Below are 17439 nucleotides of genomic sequence, written 5' to 3' on the forward strand. Positions count from 1 at the left end.
AATTCGCGCAAGCGAATGATCAGACGGAAAGGGCGCCCCGCGGGGCGCCCTTTTTGTTAGGATTCAAATGCCATGCTTGCCTCGATTTCGAGATAGCACGCCAATACGCCAAGCTTGCGTTGAACGGCGACCCTCGACAAAATTGCAGTCAGAAATGTCCTGTAGGGGAGGATGGTGGGATGACCAAGCATGTTGAAATCGGCCGGACTGGAGTCAGGCTGCCGCAAATAGGGTTCGGTTCAACAGGCCTGGGAAGCATACCTCAGATATATGGGTACGAGGTAGACGAAGTCCGTGCGCTGGACACAATATGGGCAATTCTCCAGCGCCCGGATGGCTTCATTGACACAGCGCGTGGGTACGCGATGGGTCGAAGTGAAGAGCGTATCGGGCAAGTCATTCGTGAACTGGGGGGGTGGCCTGAAGGCCGGGTTCTGTCCACGAAACTGGACCGGGACATGGAGAGCAACAGGTTTGATGCGACACAAGCGCGAAGGTCACTTGAAGCAAGTCTTCAGGCCCTCGGGGTGGAACAGGTGGATATTCTCCATCTACATGACCCCGAATACGCTGCAGATATTTCGGAGGTGACCGGCACCGGCGGTGCACTTGATGAGCTGTTCCGGATCAAGGAAGAAGGTCTGGCGAGGGCAGTGGGGCTTGCAGGCGGCCGGATTGACGTCCTGATGCCGATGCTGCGTGATCGTGAGTTTGACGTCCTTCTGACACACAACAGGCATACGGTGGTCAACGTGAATTCCGCTCCAATGATCGAGCTTGCGCGGTCCAAAGGTGTGGCGGTTCTGAATGCGGCGCCCTATTCCGGAGGAATTTTGGCCAAGGGAAGTTCTGCTCATCATTATTACGTCTATCAGCAGGCGACCGAAGCCGTTCTGGGCCCGGTTCGTGCAGTTGAGAGTATCTGTTCTCGTTACGATGTACCGTTGGGGGCGCTTGCGTTGCAGTTCTCAGTCAAGAACGCAGACATTGCTTCAACAATCTGCGGGGCGACATGGCCGCAACATGTGGACCAAACATTCGAATGGGCCAACTGGGCTATTCCGGATGCGGTTTGGAGCGAGTTGGCGGAACTGGGTCAATCCCAAAACGATCCTGAAACTGGGTAGGGTATATCGATTTTTTTACGTTGCGCGGTGGCTCATCACCCATTTTACAAGCTGTATTGGGGTCCTTGTCGCATTTCGCCCCCTGCCAAGTCCTGCGAACCTCACCAATACACGCGGGTTCTCAACAAGAACGTCAAGGTGGGATGTTTCCCGCCAATTGGGTTTGATGAAGGTTGGTGATGCGCGTCTGTCATCCTCTCAACCGCAAAGTCAAGGAAACGGGCAGAGCGCCTTATTTGGGCGCGTTCCGCGCGGACTGGAGTCCTTGCTTGACAAGGGCTGTGATCCATACCGGCGGCTGACAGTCTTGCTAACAGCCGCCGGTGATTGCAAATCAGGACAGCGCTGATTCAGCAGCTGCCCGGACGGCACGGATGTTGTCTCCGTAGATCTGTGGGGTTGAAACCGATCCGCCCTTGAACACCGCGGAACCGGCCACCAGCACATCCGCACCTGCCGCTGCCACAAGCGGAGCGGTTTTCGGGTCGACGCCACCATCAATCTCGATATGCACCGGACGATCACCGATCATCTGACGCAGTTTTTTGACCTTGCCGGTCATGTCGATGAATTTCTGGCCCCCAAAGCCGGGGTTCACGGTCATCACGCAAACCAGATCCGTGAGGTCCAGCAGATGCTCGACTGCTTCGGCTGGGGTGCCGGGGTTCAGGGCAACGCCGGCTTTCATTCCGGCGCCGCGAATGGCCTGCAAGGTGCGATGGGTATGAGGGCCAGCCTCGACATGTGCGGTCAGAATGTCCGCTCCGGCATCGGCATAGGCCTGGATGTAGGGATCGACCGGCGTGATCATCAGGTGAACGTCCATCACCGTTTTCACATGCGGGCGAAAGGCTTTCACGGCTGGAGGGCCAAAGGTCAGGTTTGGAACGAAATGGCCATCCATCACGTCAACATGAACCCAGTCGGCGCCCTGCGCTTCGATGGCCTGAATTTCCAGCCCGAAATTGGCGAAATCGGCGGACAGGATAGACGGCGCGATCTTGATGGTGCGGTCAAAGCTCATGGTGGCCTCGTATCAGCTGAAGAGTCGCGGATGCGTATACCCGTGAGCCGGTGGGATGGATAGCCCCCGCAAACGCCGTGTTGCCACAAAACTCTCACCGCGCGGCATCTGACCCAATGGGCTGAGACTTGGGACCGGCGGTCGGAAGCGGCTGAGAACCCTAGTTCGCTTATGCCTCGTTCAGGGTCAGCGTTACACGCTCACCCGCGAAAACCGTGCGGCCGTACTCGACTGGCCGTCCATCCGGGTCGGCATTGACGCCGACCGAGAAGAGAACAGGAGCGCCTTCTGACAATTGAAGTTGCAGCGCCTGCGTTGCGGTCGCCCCGCGCGCGGTCAGGCGAGTCGACACGCGGACGTAATCCGTGACGCCGCAGGCTTGCAGCGCCTTGGTGACGGATTGGGTTTCGGCCAATGTCTGCAAGATATCCGGAAATCGTACCGCGGGGAAAACGCTTTGAAACAGGGCTATGGGCTGCCCGTCTGCCAGGGACAATCCGTCATAGACATGCACTGGATCACCCTCGTTCAGACCCAGAGCTTCGGCTTCGGCTTCATCGGCGATGCGCGTGGTCAAAGCCAGGATTCTCTTGCCCGGTATCTTGCCGCTGGCCGAGATGTTCTTGTGATAGCGCACCCTTTTGCCGATCGGATAATCCGTTGGCCGTGCCGCAACAAAAACGCCCGCACCGCGCCGGGCGTGAACCAGACCCTGATCAGACATGACAGCCAAAGCGCGCCGTACCGTGTGGCGGTTGACGCCATAGGTGGCGGCCAGCTGGGCTTCGGTGGGCAGGCGATCTCCGGTTTGATAGCGCCCCTCGGCGATGTCCGAGGTCAGGCGCAGGGCAATACTTTTCCAGATCGGCGTTTTGCTCATTTCACCAAACCTTCAAACGGTCGCAGATTGCGTTTTGGCAACCTGTCGGTTAATATTTGTCTAGTTGTATAGTTCATGTAGACAACCTGTCCAAGAGGCTTTGATGGCAAACCAGACGGAAATCGGGATCAAGGCCCGGAAGGAATGGATGGGTCTGCTGGCGCGCGCGCCGGACGCCGCCCTGATGACGCTGTGGGACGGCATTCAGGACTGCCCGAGTTTCGAATGGCTGCGCAGGCCCGAGGTGGGTGGTGTCATGGTGCGTGGCCGCATCGGAGGAACCGGCGCTTTGTTCAACCTGGGCGAAATGACCGTTACGCGCTGCTCGGTCGTGTTGCAGGATGGTGCGGTCGGTCACGGATATGTTCAGGGCAGGTCGAAATCCAAGGCAGAAGCGGCGGCATTGATTGATGCGATGATGCAGACGGCCGCTGCGGATGATTTGCAGGAACGGCTGCTTGATCCGCTGAGGCTGCAAATGCAGTCGATCAAGACAGCGCGCACCGCAAAGGCAGCGGCCACCAAGGTCGAGTTTTTCACGCTGGCTCGGGGGGAAGACTGATGCCGGATCAAATGCGGTTCTCGGGGGGCTTTCAAGACGCACCTGTCGACGCGGCATATGCATTCCGCGCGGCCATGACCGTCATGGCGCGTCCGGGTGAAATCCGCGCCCTGACTGGCTGTGAACCACCTGCGCCCCTGTCCGTTGCGGCCGGCACGCTGCTTCTGACGCTTTGCGACGCCGAGACAAACGTTCATCTGGCGGGTGAAGCCGACACCGATTTGGTGCGCGAATGGCTGACCTTTCACACGGGTGCACCGATAGTGGCGGCGGAAGATGCTGATTTTGTCCTTGGTACGTGGGATGCACTGGCGCCGCTCAACACCTATCGTATCGGGACGCCGGAATACCCGGACCGGTCCGCCACGCTTGTTGTGGAATGCAGGCGCCTGGAGCAGAACGGCGCGGTTCTGAGCGGCCCCGGCATCCGGGACACGGCGCGGCTTTCTCTGCCGGATGTTCCGGCTCTTCAGAACAATGCGCGGCTTTACCCTTTGGGGTGTGATTTTTTCTTCACCTGCGGTGAGGCGGTCGCGGCCCTGCCGCGTAGCACGCAAATCAGGTCGAAAGGGTAAGCCATGTATGTCGCTGTCAAAGGGGGCGAAAAAGCCATCGAAAACGCCCATGCGTGGCTTGCCGAAGAACGCCGTGGTGCGACAGATGTCGCGGAACTGAGCCTCGCGCAGATCCGCGAACAGTTGAGCCTTGCGGTGAACCGGGTCATGGCCGAGGGGTCGTTATACGATCCCGACCTTGCTGCGCTGGCGATCAAACAGGCGCGCGGTGACCTGATCGAGGCGATTTTCCTCGTCCGCGCTTACCGCACGACCCTGCCTCGTTTCGGCCATTCCAACCCCGTCAAAACCGGCGATATGGCCTGTGATCGCCGGATCTCGGCCACGTTCAAAGATGCCCCCGGTGGTCAGGTTCTGGGGCCAACCTTCGACTACACCCACCGATTGCTGGATTTCAAGCTGGCGGCCGAGGGCGAAATTCCAAAGGCGCCTGAAGGCCCTGCGCAAGTGGAACCGACGCCACATATTACCGCATTCCTGAAGGACGAGGGTATCATTCAGGATGAACCGGCCCGCGATGACGTTCCGGGCGATCTGACCCGTGAACCGATGGAGTTCCCGTCCACCCGCCCGGTGCGCCTTCAGTCGCTGACCCGCGGGGATGAGGGATTTGTGCTGGGCATGGCTTATTCGACCCAGCGCGGTTACGCCCGCAACCACGCCTTTGTCGGAGAATTGCGTATCGGCAAGGTCGTGGTTGAGCTGGACATCCCCGAGCTGGGCTTTGCCATCGACATCGGCGAGGTCGAGCTGACCGAATGTGAAACGGTGAACCAGTTCACCGGTTCGAAAACGGAACCGCCGCAGTTCACGCGGGGCTATGGGCTGGTCTTTGGCCAGTCTGAACGGAAGTCCATTGCGATGGCGCTGGTCGATCGGGCCTTGCGGTGGGAAGAGTTGGGTGAAGACAACATGGGCGCGCCCGCGCAGGATGAAGAATTTGTCCTGAGCCATGCGGACAACATTCAGGCCACCGGCTTTCTCGAACATATCAAGCTGCCGCATTACGTTGATTTCCAGTCCGAGCTGGAACTGGTCCGCAAACTGCGCCGAAAGACCCAAGAGCGCATGTCAGAGGAGGCCGTGGAATGAAAGCCGTCGTTTTTGATATCGGAAACGTGTTGGTCAAATGGGATCCGCATCTGGCATGGCTGGAGGAGATGGGCAGCCGCGAGGCGGTGGCAGAGTTCCTGACGCGCATCAATTTCCCCGAACGCAACCTTAGGGCCGATGGAGGAGAGATGTTCGCCGATCTGGCCGCTGAACTGGAAAATGCGGAAGATCGGCAGCGCCTCAGTGTTTACGTTGAACGTTATGCCAGAACCGTTCCGCAAAAGATCGAGGGAAGCTGGCGCCTGCTTTACCGCCTGAAAGAGCAGGGCACTCCGGTTCACGCGATCACCAATTGGTCAGCGGAAACCTGGCCTGTCGGCGTGGGGGCACATCCCGAATTGGGCGAAGTGTTTGGTGTCACCGTCGTGTCGGGGCAGGAGAAGCTTTTGAAGCCTCAGCCAGAGATTTTCCATTTGCTGTGCAGGCGGGCCGGGCTTTCACCCGAGAACTGCATTTTCATCGATGACGGGCTGCACAATGTCGAAGGCGCGCGTGCGGTGGGCATGGATGGGATCCACTTCACCGCGCCGCAAGCGTTGGAACATGCCCTCATCGAAAGAAGCTGCCTATGAGCGCGTACAATTTCGCCTATCTGGACGAACAAACCAAGCGGATGATCCGCCGGGCGATCCTCAAAGGCCTGGCCATACCGGGGTATCAGGTGCCGTTTGCCAGCCGCGAGATGCCGATGCCCTATGGCTGGGGTACCGGCGGCGTACAGGTTTCAGCCGCGACGTTGACGCCCGAGGATACGTTCAAGGTGATCGATCAGGGCGCAGACGACACGACCAACGCCGTATCCATCCGCAAGTTCTTTGAAAACACCGCAGGGGTCGCCACCACGGAAAAGACGGAACAGGCCACGATCATTCAGACCCGCCACCGCATCCCCGAGGCGAAACTGCGCGAAGACCAGATCATCGTCTATCAGGTGCCGATTCCCGAACCTCTGCGCTTTCTGGAACCGCGCGAGACCGAGACACGCAAGATGCACAGTCTTGAGGAATACGGGCTGATGCATGTGAAACTGTACGAGGATATCAGCCAGCACGGGGCGATTTCGACCGCTTATGCCTATCCGGTGAACGTGGCTGGACGCTATGTCATGGACCCGTCCCCAATTCCGAAATTCGACAATCCAAAGCTTGAGATGGACGCGATCCAGCTGTTTGGTGCCGGGCGCGAGCAGCGGATTTACGCGGTGCCTCCGCATACCAAAGTCGTGAGCCTCGATTTCGAGGACTACCCGTTCGAGGCCAGCAAGGCCGATCATCCCTGCGACCTGTGCGGGGCCGAAGACAGCTATCTGGACGAGGTTATCACGGATGACGCGGGCAACCGGATGTTTGTCTGTTCCGACACGGATTACTGCCGGTCACGCCGCAAGGCGGGCCATGCAGGCCAACTGGCCGAAGGGAACGCGCAATGACCCCTCTGTTGCAAGTCAAAGGCATTGAAAAAAGCTATGGCCGCCGGATCGGATGCGCGGATGTGAATTTTGATCTCTTCCCCGGAGAAGTGATGGGAATCGTTGGTGAAAGTGGGTCGGGCAAGTCGACCTTGCTCAACTGTATGGCCGGCCTTCTGAAGCCGGATGCCGGGCAAGCGATCTTTGATACCCGTGCAGACGGCCCGGTCGATACGGTCACAATGTCCGAGCCAGAGCGCCGGATGCTGAGCCGCACCGACTGGGCCTTTGTCCACCAACACGCGCGCGACGGGTTGCGGATGTCTGTCAGCGCCGGTGGCAACATTGGCGAGCGGCTGATGGCTGTCGGCGGGCGCCACTATGGCAGCATTCGGGGCAAGGCCATTGACTGGCTGGCCCGGGTCGAAATTGACGAGAGCCGCGTCGATGACCGCCCCAGCGCGTTTTCGGGCGGGATGCAGCAGCGTTTGCAGATCGCGCGCAATCTGGTGACAGGTCCTCGGCTGGTGTTCATGGACGAACCGACCGGTGGTCTGGATGTGTCGGTGCAGGCGCGTTTGCTGGATTTGTTGCGCGGACTCGTGCGTGAGATGAGGTTGAGTGCGATCATCGTTACCCATGATCTTGCCGTGGTGCGTCTGCTGGCGGATCGGTTGATGGTGATGAAAAGCGGTCGCGTGGTCGAGGCCGGGTTGACGGATCAGGTGCTGGACGACCCGCAACATGCCTATACGCAGTTGCTGGTGTCCAGCGTTTTGCAGGTTTGAGGCTTTGGAGAAAGATGAAGCGATGATTGAACTTGTTGACGTCAGCAAAAGCTTCACCCTGCACAATCAGGGCGGCGCCACGATCCCGGTGGTGAAAGGCGCGTCTCTGAAAGTGGAACCGGGTGAGTGCGTCGCCCTGACCGGGCCGTCGGGTGCAGGCAAATCCACGCTGATGCGTGTGATCTACGGCAACTATCTGGCGGCCTCTGGTCAGGTGCTGGTCGCAGGGTTGGACGTGGCCCGGGCTGAACCGCGGCAGATCCTGTTGCTGCGTCGTGACACCTTGGGCTATGTCAGCCAGTTCCTGCGGGTCGTGCCTCGGGTGCCGACGCTGGACGTTGTGGCAGAGCCGCTGCTGGCCGTGGGCTGTGACAGGCAAGTGGCAATGGACAGGGCAGCCGGGTTGCTGAAACAGCTGAATATTCCCGAACGTCTGTGGACCCTCAGCCCGACGACCTTCTCGGGCGGCGAAAAGCAGAGAGTGAACATTGCGCGGGGCTTTGCGCATGAATATCCGGCAATGCTGTTGGATGAACCGACCGCAAGCCTGGATGCGCAGAACCGGGAAACCGTTTTGTCCCTGATCGAAGTGGCCAAGAACAAGGGCGTTACGATTGTCGGGATTTTTCACGATCTCGACGCACGCGAACGGGTCTGTGACCGCGAGGTCGATGTCTCGGACTTCACGCCGGGGATGGCTGCATGACGCTTGCTCCGGTCATAGCGGTCGTGGGTCCTTCGGGGGTCGGAAAGGACAGCGTAATAAACGCGCTGGTGGCCCGGGCGTCGGGTGTTCAGCGGCTGCGGCGGGTGATTACCCGCCCCGAAGGCGAAGACGGCGAAGATTTCGACCGGGTCTCGGTCGATACATTTCAGCGGATGGAACGGGATGGCGCGTTTGCGCTGAGTTGGCATGCGCATGGGCTGTATTACGGTGTGCCGAAGACGATCACGCGGCAGCGGCAGGTGGCCGAGGCCGTTCTGGTCAACCTGTCACGAACCGTGTTGCTTGAGGCGCAGGAGGTGTTTGGTGACCTGATCGTGATTTCCCTGACGGCAAAGCCCGAGGTTCTGTCCGAGCGCCTGTCCTCAAGAGGGCGGGAAAGCAAGGCGGAACAGACGCGGCGTCTGGACCGGGCCCAAACGTCTTTGCCCGATGGTTTGAACCAGGTCCTGGAAATCGACAACTCCGGTGCGATGGAAGATACGGTTGCCGAAATCCTGTCGCACCTTCAACCGGAAAGCCCGTAGCGATGGATAAGGTAGAAGCGCCCGTCCTCAGCCTCGCCCGTAAGGGCCAGATCCGTGATCTGGAAGGGCTGCGGCAGCAATGGGGCCAGATGGGTTTGCAGCGCGTTCCGAGTTGCTCTCAGGGTCGGTTTGTCCAGCTTGCCGCTCAGCGTGATGTGAAAGCGGAACGCGTCCAGTACGTAAGGATAGCCCCACTGAGCCAGGTTGGCGTCTTGCTCTGGGGTCAACCCGGCGGCGCGGCGGCGGGTCAGTTCGGCCCCAGAGGTGGGCGCACGAAAACCATCCAATTCCCGAACACAGGCCGCGGCAAGCGCATTCAGCGCCTGGGTCTCACCCAACGGACGCAGGGCCAGAAAACGCCCAAACTGCGCGATCTCGAGGCCATCCAGAGACACAGGAGGTTGGCGAGAGGCGAGCGAGCTGCAAGCCTCTTGCAGGGCTTCGAACGTTTTGCCGTCGCGCAGTCTGAACGGTGGCTTCAGTGTCGCGTGCAGCCCGTACTTGCGCGGCACCTCTGTGATGGCTGCAACGTCGATGCCTTCGACAATCGGATGGGCGACCGGCTTTCCCGCCTCCATGTCCCAACCCAGCCAGCTTGTTGCAAATTTCGCCCATTCCGCGCCCGCAGGTGGCGCAAAATAGATCGCGTATCGCGTGAATGTCATATCGGCCTCCTTTTGCGTGGCCTTCCTCGGTCTCAACATGCGTGAAGTTCAGATGACAGAAGACTTGATCCTTGCCAATGCCACGCTTGTATTGCCGAATGAAACCGTAACCGGCAGTGTCCGGATTGTGGGTGAGGCCATCGCTGAAATCGACACCGGAAACGGGGTTCCCGCGGGCGCGATCGATTGCGAAGGCGACTATGTCAGCCCCGGCCTTGTCGAGTTGCACACGGACAACCTTGAACGTCACATTCAACCGCGTCCACAGGTGAACTGGCCCCATGCCGCCGCAATTCTTGCACATGATGCGGAATTGGCCAGCGCCGGGATCACGACAGTGTTCGATGCCATGCGGATTGGATCGATCCCTTCGGGCGCGCGGCGGTATGGGAAATACGCCCGTGGCCTGTCGCAGGAGTTGTGGGATCTGCGCGAACAGGATGCGCTCAAGATCAGCCACTTTCTGCACTTGCGGGCCGAGGTGTGTTCGGAAACTCTGGTTGAAGAGCTGAGCGAATTTGGACAGGAAGACAGGGTTGGCATTGTGTCCATAATGGATCACACGCCCGGTCAGCGTCAGTTTCGCGACATGGGCAAGCTGGAGACCTTTCTGAAGGGCAAATATGCCATGGACGATGACACGTTCTTTCAGCACGTGGCGCAATTGAAAGGGCTTCGAGATCGCAATGGCGCACTGCACGAGGTCGAAGCTGTCAAAGCTGCCCGCCGTTTCGGAGCAGTATTGGCCAGCCATGACGACACGACTGAAGATCAGGTGAAAGTGTCCGCAGGTCACGGCATCCGTCTGGCCGAATTCCCCACAACCGTCGAAGCGGCACGCGCCTGCCACAAGAACGACATTCGGGTCATGATGGGCGCGCCGAACATAATCCGCGGGGGGTCGCATTCAGGCAATGTTGCTGCCTACGAGCTGGCCCAGCTTGGGTATCTGGACATCCTGTCTTCGGATTATGTGCCGTCGGCCTTGTTGCTGTCGGCGGTTAGGCTGGGCGAGATCTGGGGCGACCTGGCGCGGGGGATGAAGACAGTAACGCTGGCCCCGGCTCGGGCGGCAGGGTTGGAGGAGCGGGGCGAGTTGCGCGCCGACGCCCGCGCCGATGTCATCCGCTTCCGGATGCGCGCGGGCGTACCCGTCCCGAGTTCGGTCTGGGTGCGCGGTCGACGCGTGGCGTGATCAGGCCGTGTAGAACAGGTAACGGTCCGGGGCGATTGTCTTGGGCCCCTGGATCTGGGCAAAGCCGACTAGGGGCTGACCTGAAATCAACAACCCTCCGGGCTGCATGACTTTCGCGATCAGCGGGCTGAGACGCTCTGCTTCGGCGACGTCCTCGTGCTTGATGCCGCGTCCGAAATCGTAATGCGCCAGCGCGATCCTATGCCCGTCGGCCGCCAGTCTGAGCAGCATCGGTTCAGCCTCACCTTGCAGGAAATCCTCGGCCGGGGGGGTGCTGTCCGGATGGCATTGCAGGATCCGGTCCATCACCCAGATCCGGCGCTCTGGCAGGATTTCACGCAGGTGGTCATAGGTGCGGCCATTGCCCAGGCCCATATCCAGCACATCCCCCGGCTGGCCGCTGATCCGCTCGGCCGCCCAGTTCAATCCGTCGCGTTGGGCCGTCAGTCGGCGCAGCATGGAATCCAATCGGCTCATGGTGATGTCCTCATTCGTTCTCTGGCGCGACCCAGGCTGTGGCGGGCCCGCTCAGCAATTTGCGCAGCAGGGCCTCGGTAAAGGCCCAGATGTCCTGATCATGGACCAGATGATGGGTCAATATGCCGAAGGGCTCGGTGTTGTCTGAACGGCCTTCGCGTCGGTCTCGCAGAAGACCAGCAGTCTGTGCGATCAGGGCGTCGGCTGAGATCAAGCCACGCGACCCGCGCCAGTCGATCGGATCAAGATGGGTATTGATCTGCTCAAGCCCCGGTGCGGCCAGACGTGATTTGCGGGGCGTTGCGGTGGACAGGATGCGGTATCCCAGCTTTGGCAACTGTTTGACCATCTTGGGTGCAATGCGATTCCAGGGGGGCACGAACATCTGTCGCATATTGTCACCAAACAGGGACCGAAGACGCGCCATCCCGGCCTGCGCATCCGTCACCATCACGTCCAGCGGACGGTCGAGCCGAAACTCGGCCTTCTTTTCGCCGTGGGGCGCATGGTTTGTATGCGCCCACCCGTGTACGACCGGAACAAGAGACACGCGCGCGGCAACGTATTCCGCCAGCGCGGGCGTCGCGTCGCGTGGAATGACGGCCAGATGCACGGGCAGGCCCAGTTTGTCGGCCAGCTCGGAAAGGCGGTCCAATTGCGGTGTTGGCGCAATGGCATCATCATCGCGCCACCACACAGGCAAGGGCAAGCTTTCGGCACGCCAATGGTTCAACTCGACGTCAAGTGGGCGCCAGTCGGGGTTCATGTGCGCTGCTCCAGCAGGCGCTTGGCGATGTGGACGGATTGGATGGCCCCGTCAAAACCGAAATCCTGTTGTACACGGGGGCCGTCGGCCACGACACGCTCCACCGCCCGAGCCAATGTCGCCCCGCTCAACGCTCTGCTTTCCAGAACTTCGATTGCGGGCAGATCGGACAGGCTTTGCCCGCGCAGCCCTTGTTCCACCTCTTTGCCGTCGTCGAAAGGCACAAACACGGCGGGGGTGCCACTTTGAAGGATATCCATGGCAGTGTTGTAGCCGCACATGCTTACCGATGCCGCTGCCAGGGGCAGCATCTGGCGGAAATCCGGCCGCACCGGTTCCAGAACAACCGAAGCACCTTCGGCCATCCGGGACAATTCCGCGATCCGTGCCTTTGCATCCGTTCCACCGATCAGCAGGCGCCAGCGCCTGTTGGGCATCTTTCTGGCGGCCTCGATGGCCGCGCGAAAGATCGGTTGCCCGACGGATCCGCCGCCAGCGCTGACCAGGATTTCATCCTGGCCCGCCGCGTCGGGGTGAGGTTGGGGCAATGCAGGCGCCACAAAGCCGGTGTAGTAAAGTCGCTTGGCCAATCGGTCCGACACCGGCCAGCTGACCGACAGGGGCGTAACGCTTTCGGTCGAATGAACCAGAATGCCGTCATAATACCGAGACACGATTTCATCCGCGCGCTCGGCCTTGGCGGGTTTGGAGGGCGGAGCCAGAATGTCGCGGACCGATCCGAGAATGACGGGACGCTCAGGCAACGCGCTTGCCGCATTCAGGGCCGCATCGAACTCGGCCGACAGTGTTCGGCGACCAAAGGGGTAAAGCTCGGTGATCAGGATCTGCGGCTGGAAGCTGTTAACCGCCTGCACCAGGGCGGCCTCGCGCTTGGCGTGATAGGCCGCGTCAGCCTCGTCGCCGGCTTCGGTCAGCAAACGGGTGAAGTTGGTTCCGTCTGACCTGAGTGGCGGCAAGCCGAACAGGGTCATGCCCGTGCTGTCCAATTGCGGCGCGGGCATGCCACCCGTCACGACCATGACGTCGTGGCCATCATCCCGAAAGGCCCGCCCCAATGTCAGCGCCCGGCTGAGATGCCCGGTGCCCAACAGGTGCGTGACGATGATCATCACCTTCATTGCGGGGCCTCGTATTTGATCAGGCGAACGGGGTCGGCGTCGGCGGTCATGGTCTTCATGTCGACGATATACAGCCGATTGCGTTTGATCTTAAAGGGGGCGGGTCCTTCGAAATTCCAACCCCATGCCCAAGCCAGAATGACCCGCATGATACCGATATGACAGACCGCGACCGTATCCTGCCGCAGTGCGGACAGCCAGGGGCGAAGCCTGTCCCGAACCTCGGCCGGGCTTTCCCCGTTTGGTGGGCGGAAATCCCAGCCCCAATGCTCGATATGACGATATCCGCTGGATGCGTCCGCGATCAGGTCGACACCGCGCTGACCTTCCCAATCGCCCCAGTTCATCTCGGTCAACGCGTCCGAGGTGTTCGGGTTGCGACCGGTCACGATTTGCGCCGTCTCACTGGCGCGGTGCAGGGGGCTGGACCAGATGTCAGCCTCGGCCCAGTCCTGTGGCAATCCATAGCCCGCCAATTCGGCTCGGGCGTCATCGTCCAGTGGTATGTCGCTGCGCCCCTGGATCCGTCCGGCGCGGTTCCAATGGGTGTGCCCGTGGCGGAGAAGTGCAAGCCGGGTCATGATACGTCCTTCAGCAGGGGGCGGAGGTTTGCCCACAAGCGCTCGGTCGCCTGTGGCATCAGGTGGCGCTCTGCCACGTAGTTGCGTGCCGCAGCGCCCAGAGTGTGGCGCAGCGTGGAATCCGACAAAAGGGCCTGCATGCCATCCGCAAATCCCCTGGCGCCACTTTCGACGGATGGATAGGCCGCCGGGGACAGAACATCGCGTACGCCGGGCCGATCCTGAGCAACCACAGGCAATCCGGCGGCCTGCGCCTCGAGGTAAATCATGCCGTAAGCCTCGTTCACTCCGGGCCATGCAAGCAGCGATGATTGTTGATAGACGCGTTGCAGTTCTTCCCGGTCAAGCTGACCCAGAAAACGCACCCGCTGTCCGAACGGCGCCATCAGCGCCTCAACCTGCCTGCGCGCCGGGCCGTCTCCTGCGATGTTCAGGTGCCAGTCCCCGGTCAAATGCGCCAGGGCCTCGGACAATATCTGATAGGACGCCAGCTTGTCCCCATGCCGCATCATGCCGACGGTCAACATGGGTGCACCACCTGTGGCGGCCGGAGGCAGTTCCGAGATGGGCAGGAACGGAGGCAATTCGACCAAAGCCTGATCGCCAAAGCGATCCCGTTGCAAAGTGATCAGGTCGTTGGCCGTATGATAAAAGATCACATCCGCTGCATCGCAGGCCTGATGCGCCGCCTTGGCGAACTCAGCCCACGGTCCGTTTAACCGACTGGATGCGCGGGTGCTTTCCAGTTGCACATAGGGAATGCCACGCGCCTTGCAAACCCGAGGGCCCAGCAGGTCAGGTGCCTTGTAATAATTGTGGTAGGTCACCCACAGATCGGTATCTGAAGGCATGTCAGAGACAAGTCGTTTCGCTTCATCTTCTGCCGCGCACCTCAGGGCATGTTGCAGGTCTTCGTCGCCGCTTTTGTCATAAATGCGCAAGTCGGTCGCCAGATCGACCGTATCACCCTCAGCCGTCAGCGCCTGCATCAGATTCCGGGCCATTTCACGGTCGCCCGAAGGTTTCGGGCTGTCAGGAGACTTCATCGGGGCATAAAACGCGACCCGCGCCATTAAGCGTTTTCCATGCACATGGAATTGAGGCGTTCCGACAGCCGTGCGATGCCGGGGGCCATCCGGAACTCAGCGATCAGGCGGTCATAGGCCGCATGCGCCATCTGTGACGCTTGCTGCGGATTGGCTGACAAACGTTCCACGGCTTCTGCAAGTGCAGAGGGGGCGTCACCGGACAAAACCCCATGTGTTCCGGTTTCGATAAACTCGGGGATCGCCGAGACCGGTGTCGACAGGATTGGCAACAACTGAGACGCGGCCTCCATCAACACATTCGGCAACCCGTCGCGGTCTCCGTCCTTCGCGATGCGGCTGGGCAGCACGAACAGGTCGGCATCCCGCATTGCTGCGATGACCTCGGGCTGGTCGCAAGCCCCTTTCCAGGTGATCCGGTTCGCAATGCCGGCTGCGTTCACCTGTGCCCGCAAAACGTCACCCAATGCGCCGCCGCCGATATGGGTCCAGTGCCAGTTCAGGTCTTCGGGCAGCAATGCAAAAGCCGCGATCAGACGGTCGAAGCCTTTCTTCTCGACCAGCCGCCCGACGGAAATCATGTGAAAAGGATCATCCACAGCACGCAGCTTTCGCGTCGGAGGCTTGGGAAAGCGAGACAGGTCCAAACCGTGATAGATCAGGTCCACGCGCTTGGGGTCATCGGCCAGGCTGCGCAGATGCTCGGCTCCGATGGCTGTGCAGGTGGCGCCAAACGTCGCCCCGTAGGATGCGGCTTGCAGCTTTTCACGTTTTTCCCAATCCGGCGACGTCCAGATATCCTTGGCATGAGCCGAAAAGCTCCACGGCAATCCGCGCATGATGGCGGCGTAACGGGCAACGGATGACGGCGTGTGCATGAAATGAGCGTACAACCCTTGCGTCCGGGCAGGCAATTCCGCGGCCAGAACGCAGGCTTGCCCAAACCGTCTGATGCGATTGGGTGTCGGGTCGCGCTTCAAGTCCTGACGCCAGATCCGATAGGCCCTGTCGTAACCGGGAAGCGTTTGGGCAAGGGCCCGTGCCGCCCAGACCCGTTTGGGTTCGTCATGAAGATACTCGGGCAGGTATCGGACCCGTCCTGTGAACCGGTCGTGCAAGGGATGGCGTTTCGTATCGGTCGGGTGCCGCAAAGACCAGATGTCAAAGCGATGCCCGGCCTCCTGCAAGGCGACAAGTTCCTGCGCAATGAACGTTTCGGACAGTCGTGGCCAGCCTTTGACCACAACCGCCAATCGAGGAGAATCTGAGGTCATCCGGTGGCTCGTTCCTGTTCCCAGGTCAGCAGGCTCTCGATACGGTCGGTGACATAGTCCAGCCCGTCCAGCAATCCGCTTTGTATCGCCTGCGACGGCAGGGATTGGTGCGGCAATTCCCGAATGGCGCGGATCATCGCGTCCGGCGTCAGGCCATCCCGGTTTTCATCCAGCATTCGGACAAGGCCCAGCCCTTCTGCGCGCGAGGCCCGTATCCACTGTTCCAGACGGGGCGTGGTGCGCGGGACGATGACAGCGCGTTTGTCAAAGGAAAGAACCTCGCAGAACGTGTTGTAGCCGCCCATGCAGACGACGCCTTCGGCCCCTGCGAACAACGTTTCGATCTGGGATTCGAACCCAACGGCGGTGACGCGACCGTTCAATGCGGCAACGCGTGTTTCGAAATCTTCGCGCAACTCACCGGACAAGAAGGGGCCATAGACCAAAACCGCGCGCGGCGACAGGTTTGGATCTTTTTCATAGGCAGACAGGACCAGGTTGACCATCGCCTTGCCGTCGCCGCCGCCGCCGGGCGTGATCAGGATATAGGGTTGTTGAGGAGGCTCGCCGACCGGACCAAGATCGCGGCGCAGATATCCCGTCCAGTGGATGCGGGACTGTGCCGCGGCGCTCAGCGGCAACCCCTTTGTCGGGTCGTAAATCGACTGCAAGCCGTAAACCCAGATTTCGTGATAAAACCGTTCGGTGGCTTCAACCGCTTCCTTGCGCGCCCACTCGGCAGCCAGGACTTCGGGTTCATCCAGAACATCGCGCAACCCAAGCACCATTTTGGTTCCGCAGTTCTGTTGCAGGTGGTTCAGTGTCGGCAGCAGCTCACCCCGGAAACCCGTCGGTTCCTTGTCGACGATCAGAACATCAGGGTCGAACTGCTGAACAGCGGTTTGAATCAGACCCGACCGCAACTCGGTCACTTCTTCGATGCCCATCCCGATCGTGCGTGCAGCATAAGACCCGTCTGCGCGTTTGGTGACACCGGGCAGGCGCACGTGGTCAACGCGACGGGGAAAGGTAAACCGTCCGGCCACGGGTGATCCCGTCAGGATCAGCGCGGATGCGCTTTGGTCCGCCTGCGTGATCGCGGCCGCCAAAGCCCGAGACCGGCGAAGATGGCCCAGCCCGAACGTGTCGTGACTGTAAAACAGGATACGCGGTGCGCGGCCCGGTTTGGAATTGGTTTTGCCTAGGCTCATAGTGTTGCCTGTCTTCTTGATCCCGGTTCGAAATCCGCGCGTTTGCAAGCGTTACTGTACATATCCCCGTCACGCTTGCCAAAGGAGGAATTGCTCTTCCGCAAATGTTCCAAGCATTGCGATTTGGCAACAGCATATTGACGGTTTCGCGTCATGTCGCACCAAGGCTTGAGAGGGATCGCAAAAGAACCGGTGAACTGGCAAAGGGGCAGGGCCTACAGATCCCGTTCATATTCAATTTTCGCCAAATTGAAAACATCCGGAATCAGGCAGTGCGCCAAGAACACGCCCGGACACGATATTGAGCAGGGTGCGCCCCAGCGTTTGAACTGTCTGAAACCCTTCTGTAATCTGACC

Annotated in this window: 20 protein-coding genes; 10 read left to right on the top strand and 10 right to left on the bottom strand. The window is 60.3% G+C overall.

What is annotated here, in order from left to right:
* The first annotated feature begins 179 nt into the window (after positions 1-179).
* Positions 180-1127 carry an aldo/keto reductase gene (locus GOW60_RS12200; protein ID WP_171229501.1) on the top strand — a complete coding sequence of 316 codons (948 nt, stop codon included), beginning with the start codon at positions 180-182 and terminating at the stop codon, positions 1125-1127.
* A 334-nt stretch (positions 1128-1461) separates the two neighbouring features.
* On the opposite strand, the gene rpe is transcribed toward GOW60_RS12200, so the two are convergent.
* Positions 1462-2151 (bottom strand): ribulose-phosphate 3-epimerase, encoded by a 690-nt coding sequence (rpe, locus tag GOW60_RS12205; RefSeq protein WP_171229502.1) that lies wholly within the window; start codon positions 2149-2151, stop codon positions 1462-1464.
* Positions 2152-2320: 169 nt separating this feature from the next.
* The gene (gene phnF, locus GOW60_RS12210; protein ID WP_171229503.1) at positions 2321-3031 is read right to left on the bottom strand and encodes a phosphonate metabolism transcriptional regulator PhnF; all 711 of its coding nucleotides are present in this window, start codon (positions 3029-3031) and stop codon (positions 2321-2323) included.
* 103 nt (positions 3032-3134) lie between these two features.
* Here phnF and phnG point away from each other — a divergent pair, with 103 nt between their 5' ends.
* Genes phnG through phnN form a run of 8 tightly spaced genes read left to right on the top strand, consistent with a single transcriptional unit; the run spans position 3135 to position 8728 of the window.
* Positions 3135-3593, top strand: coding sequence for a phosphonate C-P lyase system protein PhnG (phnG, locus tag GOW60_RS12215; protein ID WP_171229504.1), 459 nt, complete (start codon positions 3135-3137; stop codon positions 3591-3593).
* Positions 3593-4168, top strand: a complete 576-nt coding sequence (gene phnH, locus GOW60_RS12220; RefSeq protein ID WP_171229505.1) for a phosphonate C-P lyase system protein PhnH — start codon at positions 3593-3595, stop codon at positions 4166-4168. The genes phnG and phnH overlap by 1 nt, the downstream gene beginning before the upstream one ends.
* Positions 4169-4171: 3 nt before the next feature.
* Positions 4172-5260, top strand: coding sequence for a carbon-phosphorus lyase complex subunit PhnI (locus tag GOW60_RS12225; RefSeq protein WP_171229506.1), 1089 nt, complete (start codon positions 4172-4174; stop codon positions 5258-5260).
* Positions 5257-5853, top strand: a complete 597-nt coding sequence (locus tag GOW60_RS12230; RefSeq protein WP_171229507.1) for an HAD family phosphatase — start codon at positions 5257-5259, stop codon at positions 5851-5853. The genes GOW60_RS12225 and GOW60_RS12230 overlap by 4 nt, the downstream gene beginning before the upstream one ends.
* The gene (locus GOW60_RS12235) at positions 5850-6710 is read left to right on the top strand and encodes an alpha-D-ribose 1-methylphosphonate 5-phosphate C-P-lyase PhnJ (protein WP_171229508.1); all 861 of its coding nucleotides are present in this window, start codon (positions 5850-5852) and stop codon (positions 6708-6710) included. The genes GOW60_RS12230 and GOW60_RS12235 overlap by 4 nt, the downstream gene beginning before the upstream one ends.
* Complete coding sequence (gene phnK, locus GOW60_RS12240; RefSeq protein ID WP_171229509.1) at positions 6707-7477, top strand: phosphonate C-P lyase system protein PhnK; 771 nt, start codon at positions 6707-6709, stop codon at positions 7475-7477. The genes GOW60_RS12235 and phnK overlap by 4 nt, the downstream gene beginning before the upstream one ends.
* Positions 7478-7499: 22 nt before the next feature.
* Positions 7500-8183, top strand: a complete 684-nt coding sequence (phnL, locus tag GOW60_RS12245) for a phosphonate C-P lyase system protein PhnL (protein WP_171229510.1) — start codon at positions 7500-7502, stop codon at positions 8181-8183.
* A complete protein-coding gene (phnN, locus tag GOW60_RS12250; RefSeq protein ID WP_171229511.1) occupies positions 8180-8728 on the top strand; it encodes a phosphonate metabolism protein/1,5-bisphosphokinase (PRPP-forming) PhnN in 549 nt (182 codons plus the stop codon). The genes phnL and phnN overlap by 4 nt, the downstream gene beginning before the upstream one ends.
* Here phnN and GOW60_RS12255 read toward each other — a convergent pair.
* Positions 8710-9393, bottom strand: coding sequence for a DUF1045 domain-containing protein (locus GOW60_RS12255; protein WP_171229512.1), 684 nt, complete (start codon positions 9391-9393; stop codon positions 8710-8712). The genes phnN and GOW60_RS12255 overlap by 19 nt on opposite strands.
* 52 nt (positions 9394-9445) lie before the next feature.
* On the opposite strand from GOW60_RS12255, the gene GOW60_RS12260 reads away from it, so the two are divergent.
* The gene (locus tag GOW60_RS12260; protein ID WP_171229513.1) at positions 9446-10588 is read left to right on the top strand and encodes an alpha-D-ribose 1-methylphosphonate 5-triphosphate diphosphatase; all 1143 of its coding nucleotides are present in this window, start codon (positions 9446-9448) and stop codon (positions 10586-10588) included.
* On the opposite strand, the gene GOW60_RS12265 is transcribed toward GOW60_RS12260, so the two are convergent.
* From GOW60_RS12265 to GOW60_RS12295, 7 genes are read right to left on the bottom strand one after another with little or no spacing between them, the layout of a single operon-like run.
* On the bottom strand, positions 10589-11065 hold the full coding sequence (locus GOW60_RS12265; protein WP_171229514.1) for a class I SAM-dependent methyltransferase: 477 nt from the start codon (positions 11063-11065) through the stop codon (positions 10589-10591).
* 10 nt (positions 11066-11075) lie between these two features.
* Complete coding sequence (locus GOW60_RS12270) at positions 11076-11831, bottom strand: polysaccharide deacetylase family protein (protein ID WP_171229515.1); 756 nt, start codon at positions 11829-11831, stop codon at positions 11076-11078.
* The gene (locus tag GOW60_RS12275) at positions 11828-12970 is read right to left on the bottom strand and encodes a glycosyltransferase family protein (RefSeq protein ID WP_171229516.1); all 1143 of its coding nucleotides are present in this window, start codon (positions 12968-12970) and stop codon (positions 11828-11830) included. The genes GOW60_RS12270 and GOW60_RS12275 overlap by 4 nt, the downstream gene beginning before the upstream one ends.
* Positions 12967-13551 (bottom strand): histidine phosphatase family protein, encoded by a 585-nt coding sequence (locus GOW60_RS12280; protein ID WP_171229517.1) that lies wholly within the window; start codon positions 13549-13551, stop codon positions 12967-12969. Before GOW60_RS12280 ends, GOW60_RS12275 begins: the two co-directional genes overlap by 4 nt.
* Entirely contained in the window at positions 13548-14624 is a 1077-nt protein-coding gene (locus tag GOW60_RS12285; protein ID WP_171229518.1) for a glycosyltransferase family 4 protein, read from the bottom strand. The genes GOW60_RS12280 and GOW60_RS12285 overlap by 4 nt, the downstream gene beginning before the upstream one ends.
* Positions 14624-15871, bottom strand: coding sequence for a glycosyltransferase family 4 protein (locus GOW60_RS12290; protein ID WP_171229519.1), 1248 nt, complete (start codon positions 15869-15871; stop codon positions 14624-14626). Before GOW60_RS12290 ends, GOW60_RS12285 begins: the two co-directional genes overlap by 1 nt.
* Positions 15868-17082 carry a glycosyltransferase family protein gene (locus GOW60_RS12295; protein ID WP_171170974.1) on the bottom strand — a complete coding sequence of 405 codons (1215 nt, stop codon included), beginning with the start codon at positions 17080-17082 and terminating at the stop codon, positions 15868-15870. Before GOW60_RS12295 ends, GOW60_RS12290 begins: the two co-directional genes overlap by 4 nt.
* Positions 17083-17439: the final 357 nt, after the last annotated feature.

It is taken from the genome of Ruegeria sp. HKCCA4008, assembly GCF_013033125.1.
Lineage (GTDB): Bacteria > Pseudomonadota > Alphaproteobacteria > Rhodobacterales > Rhodobacteraceae > Ruegeria.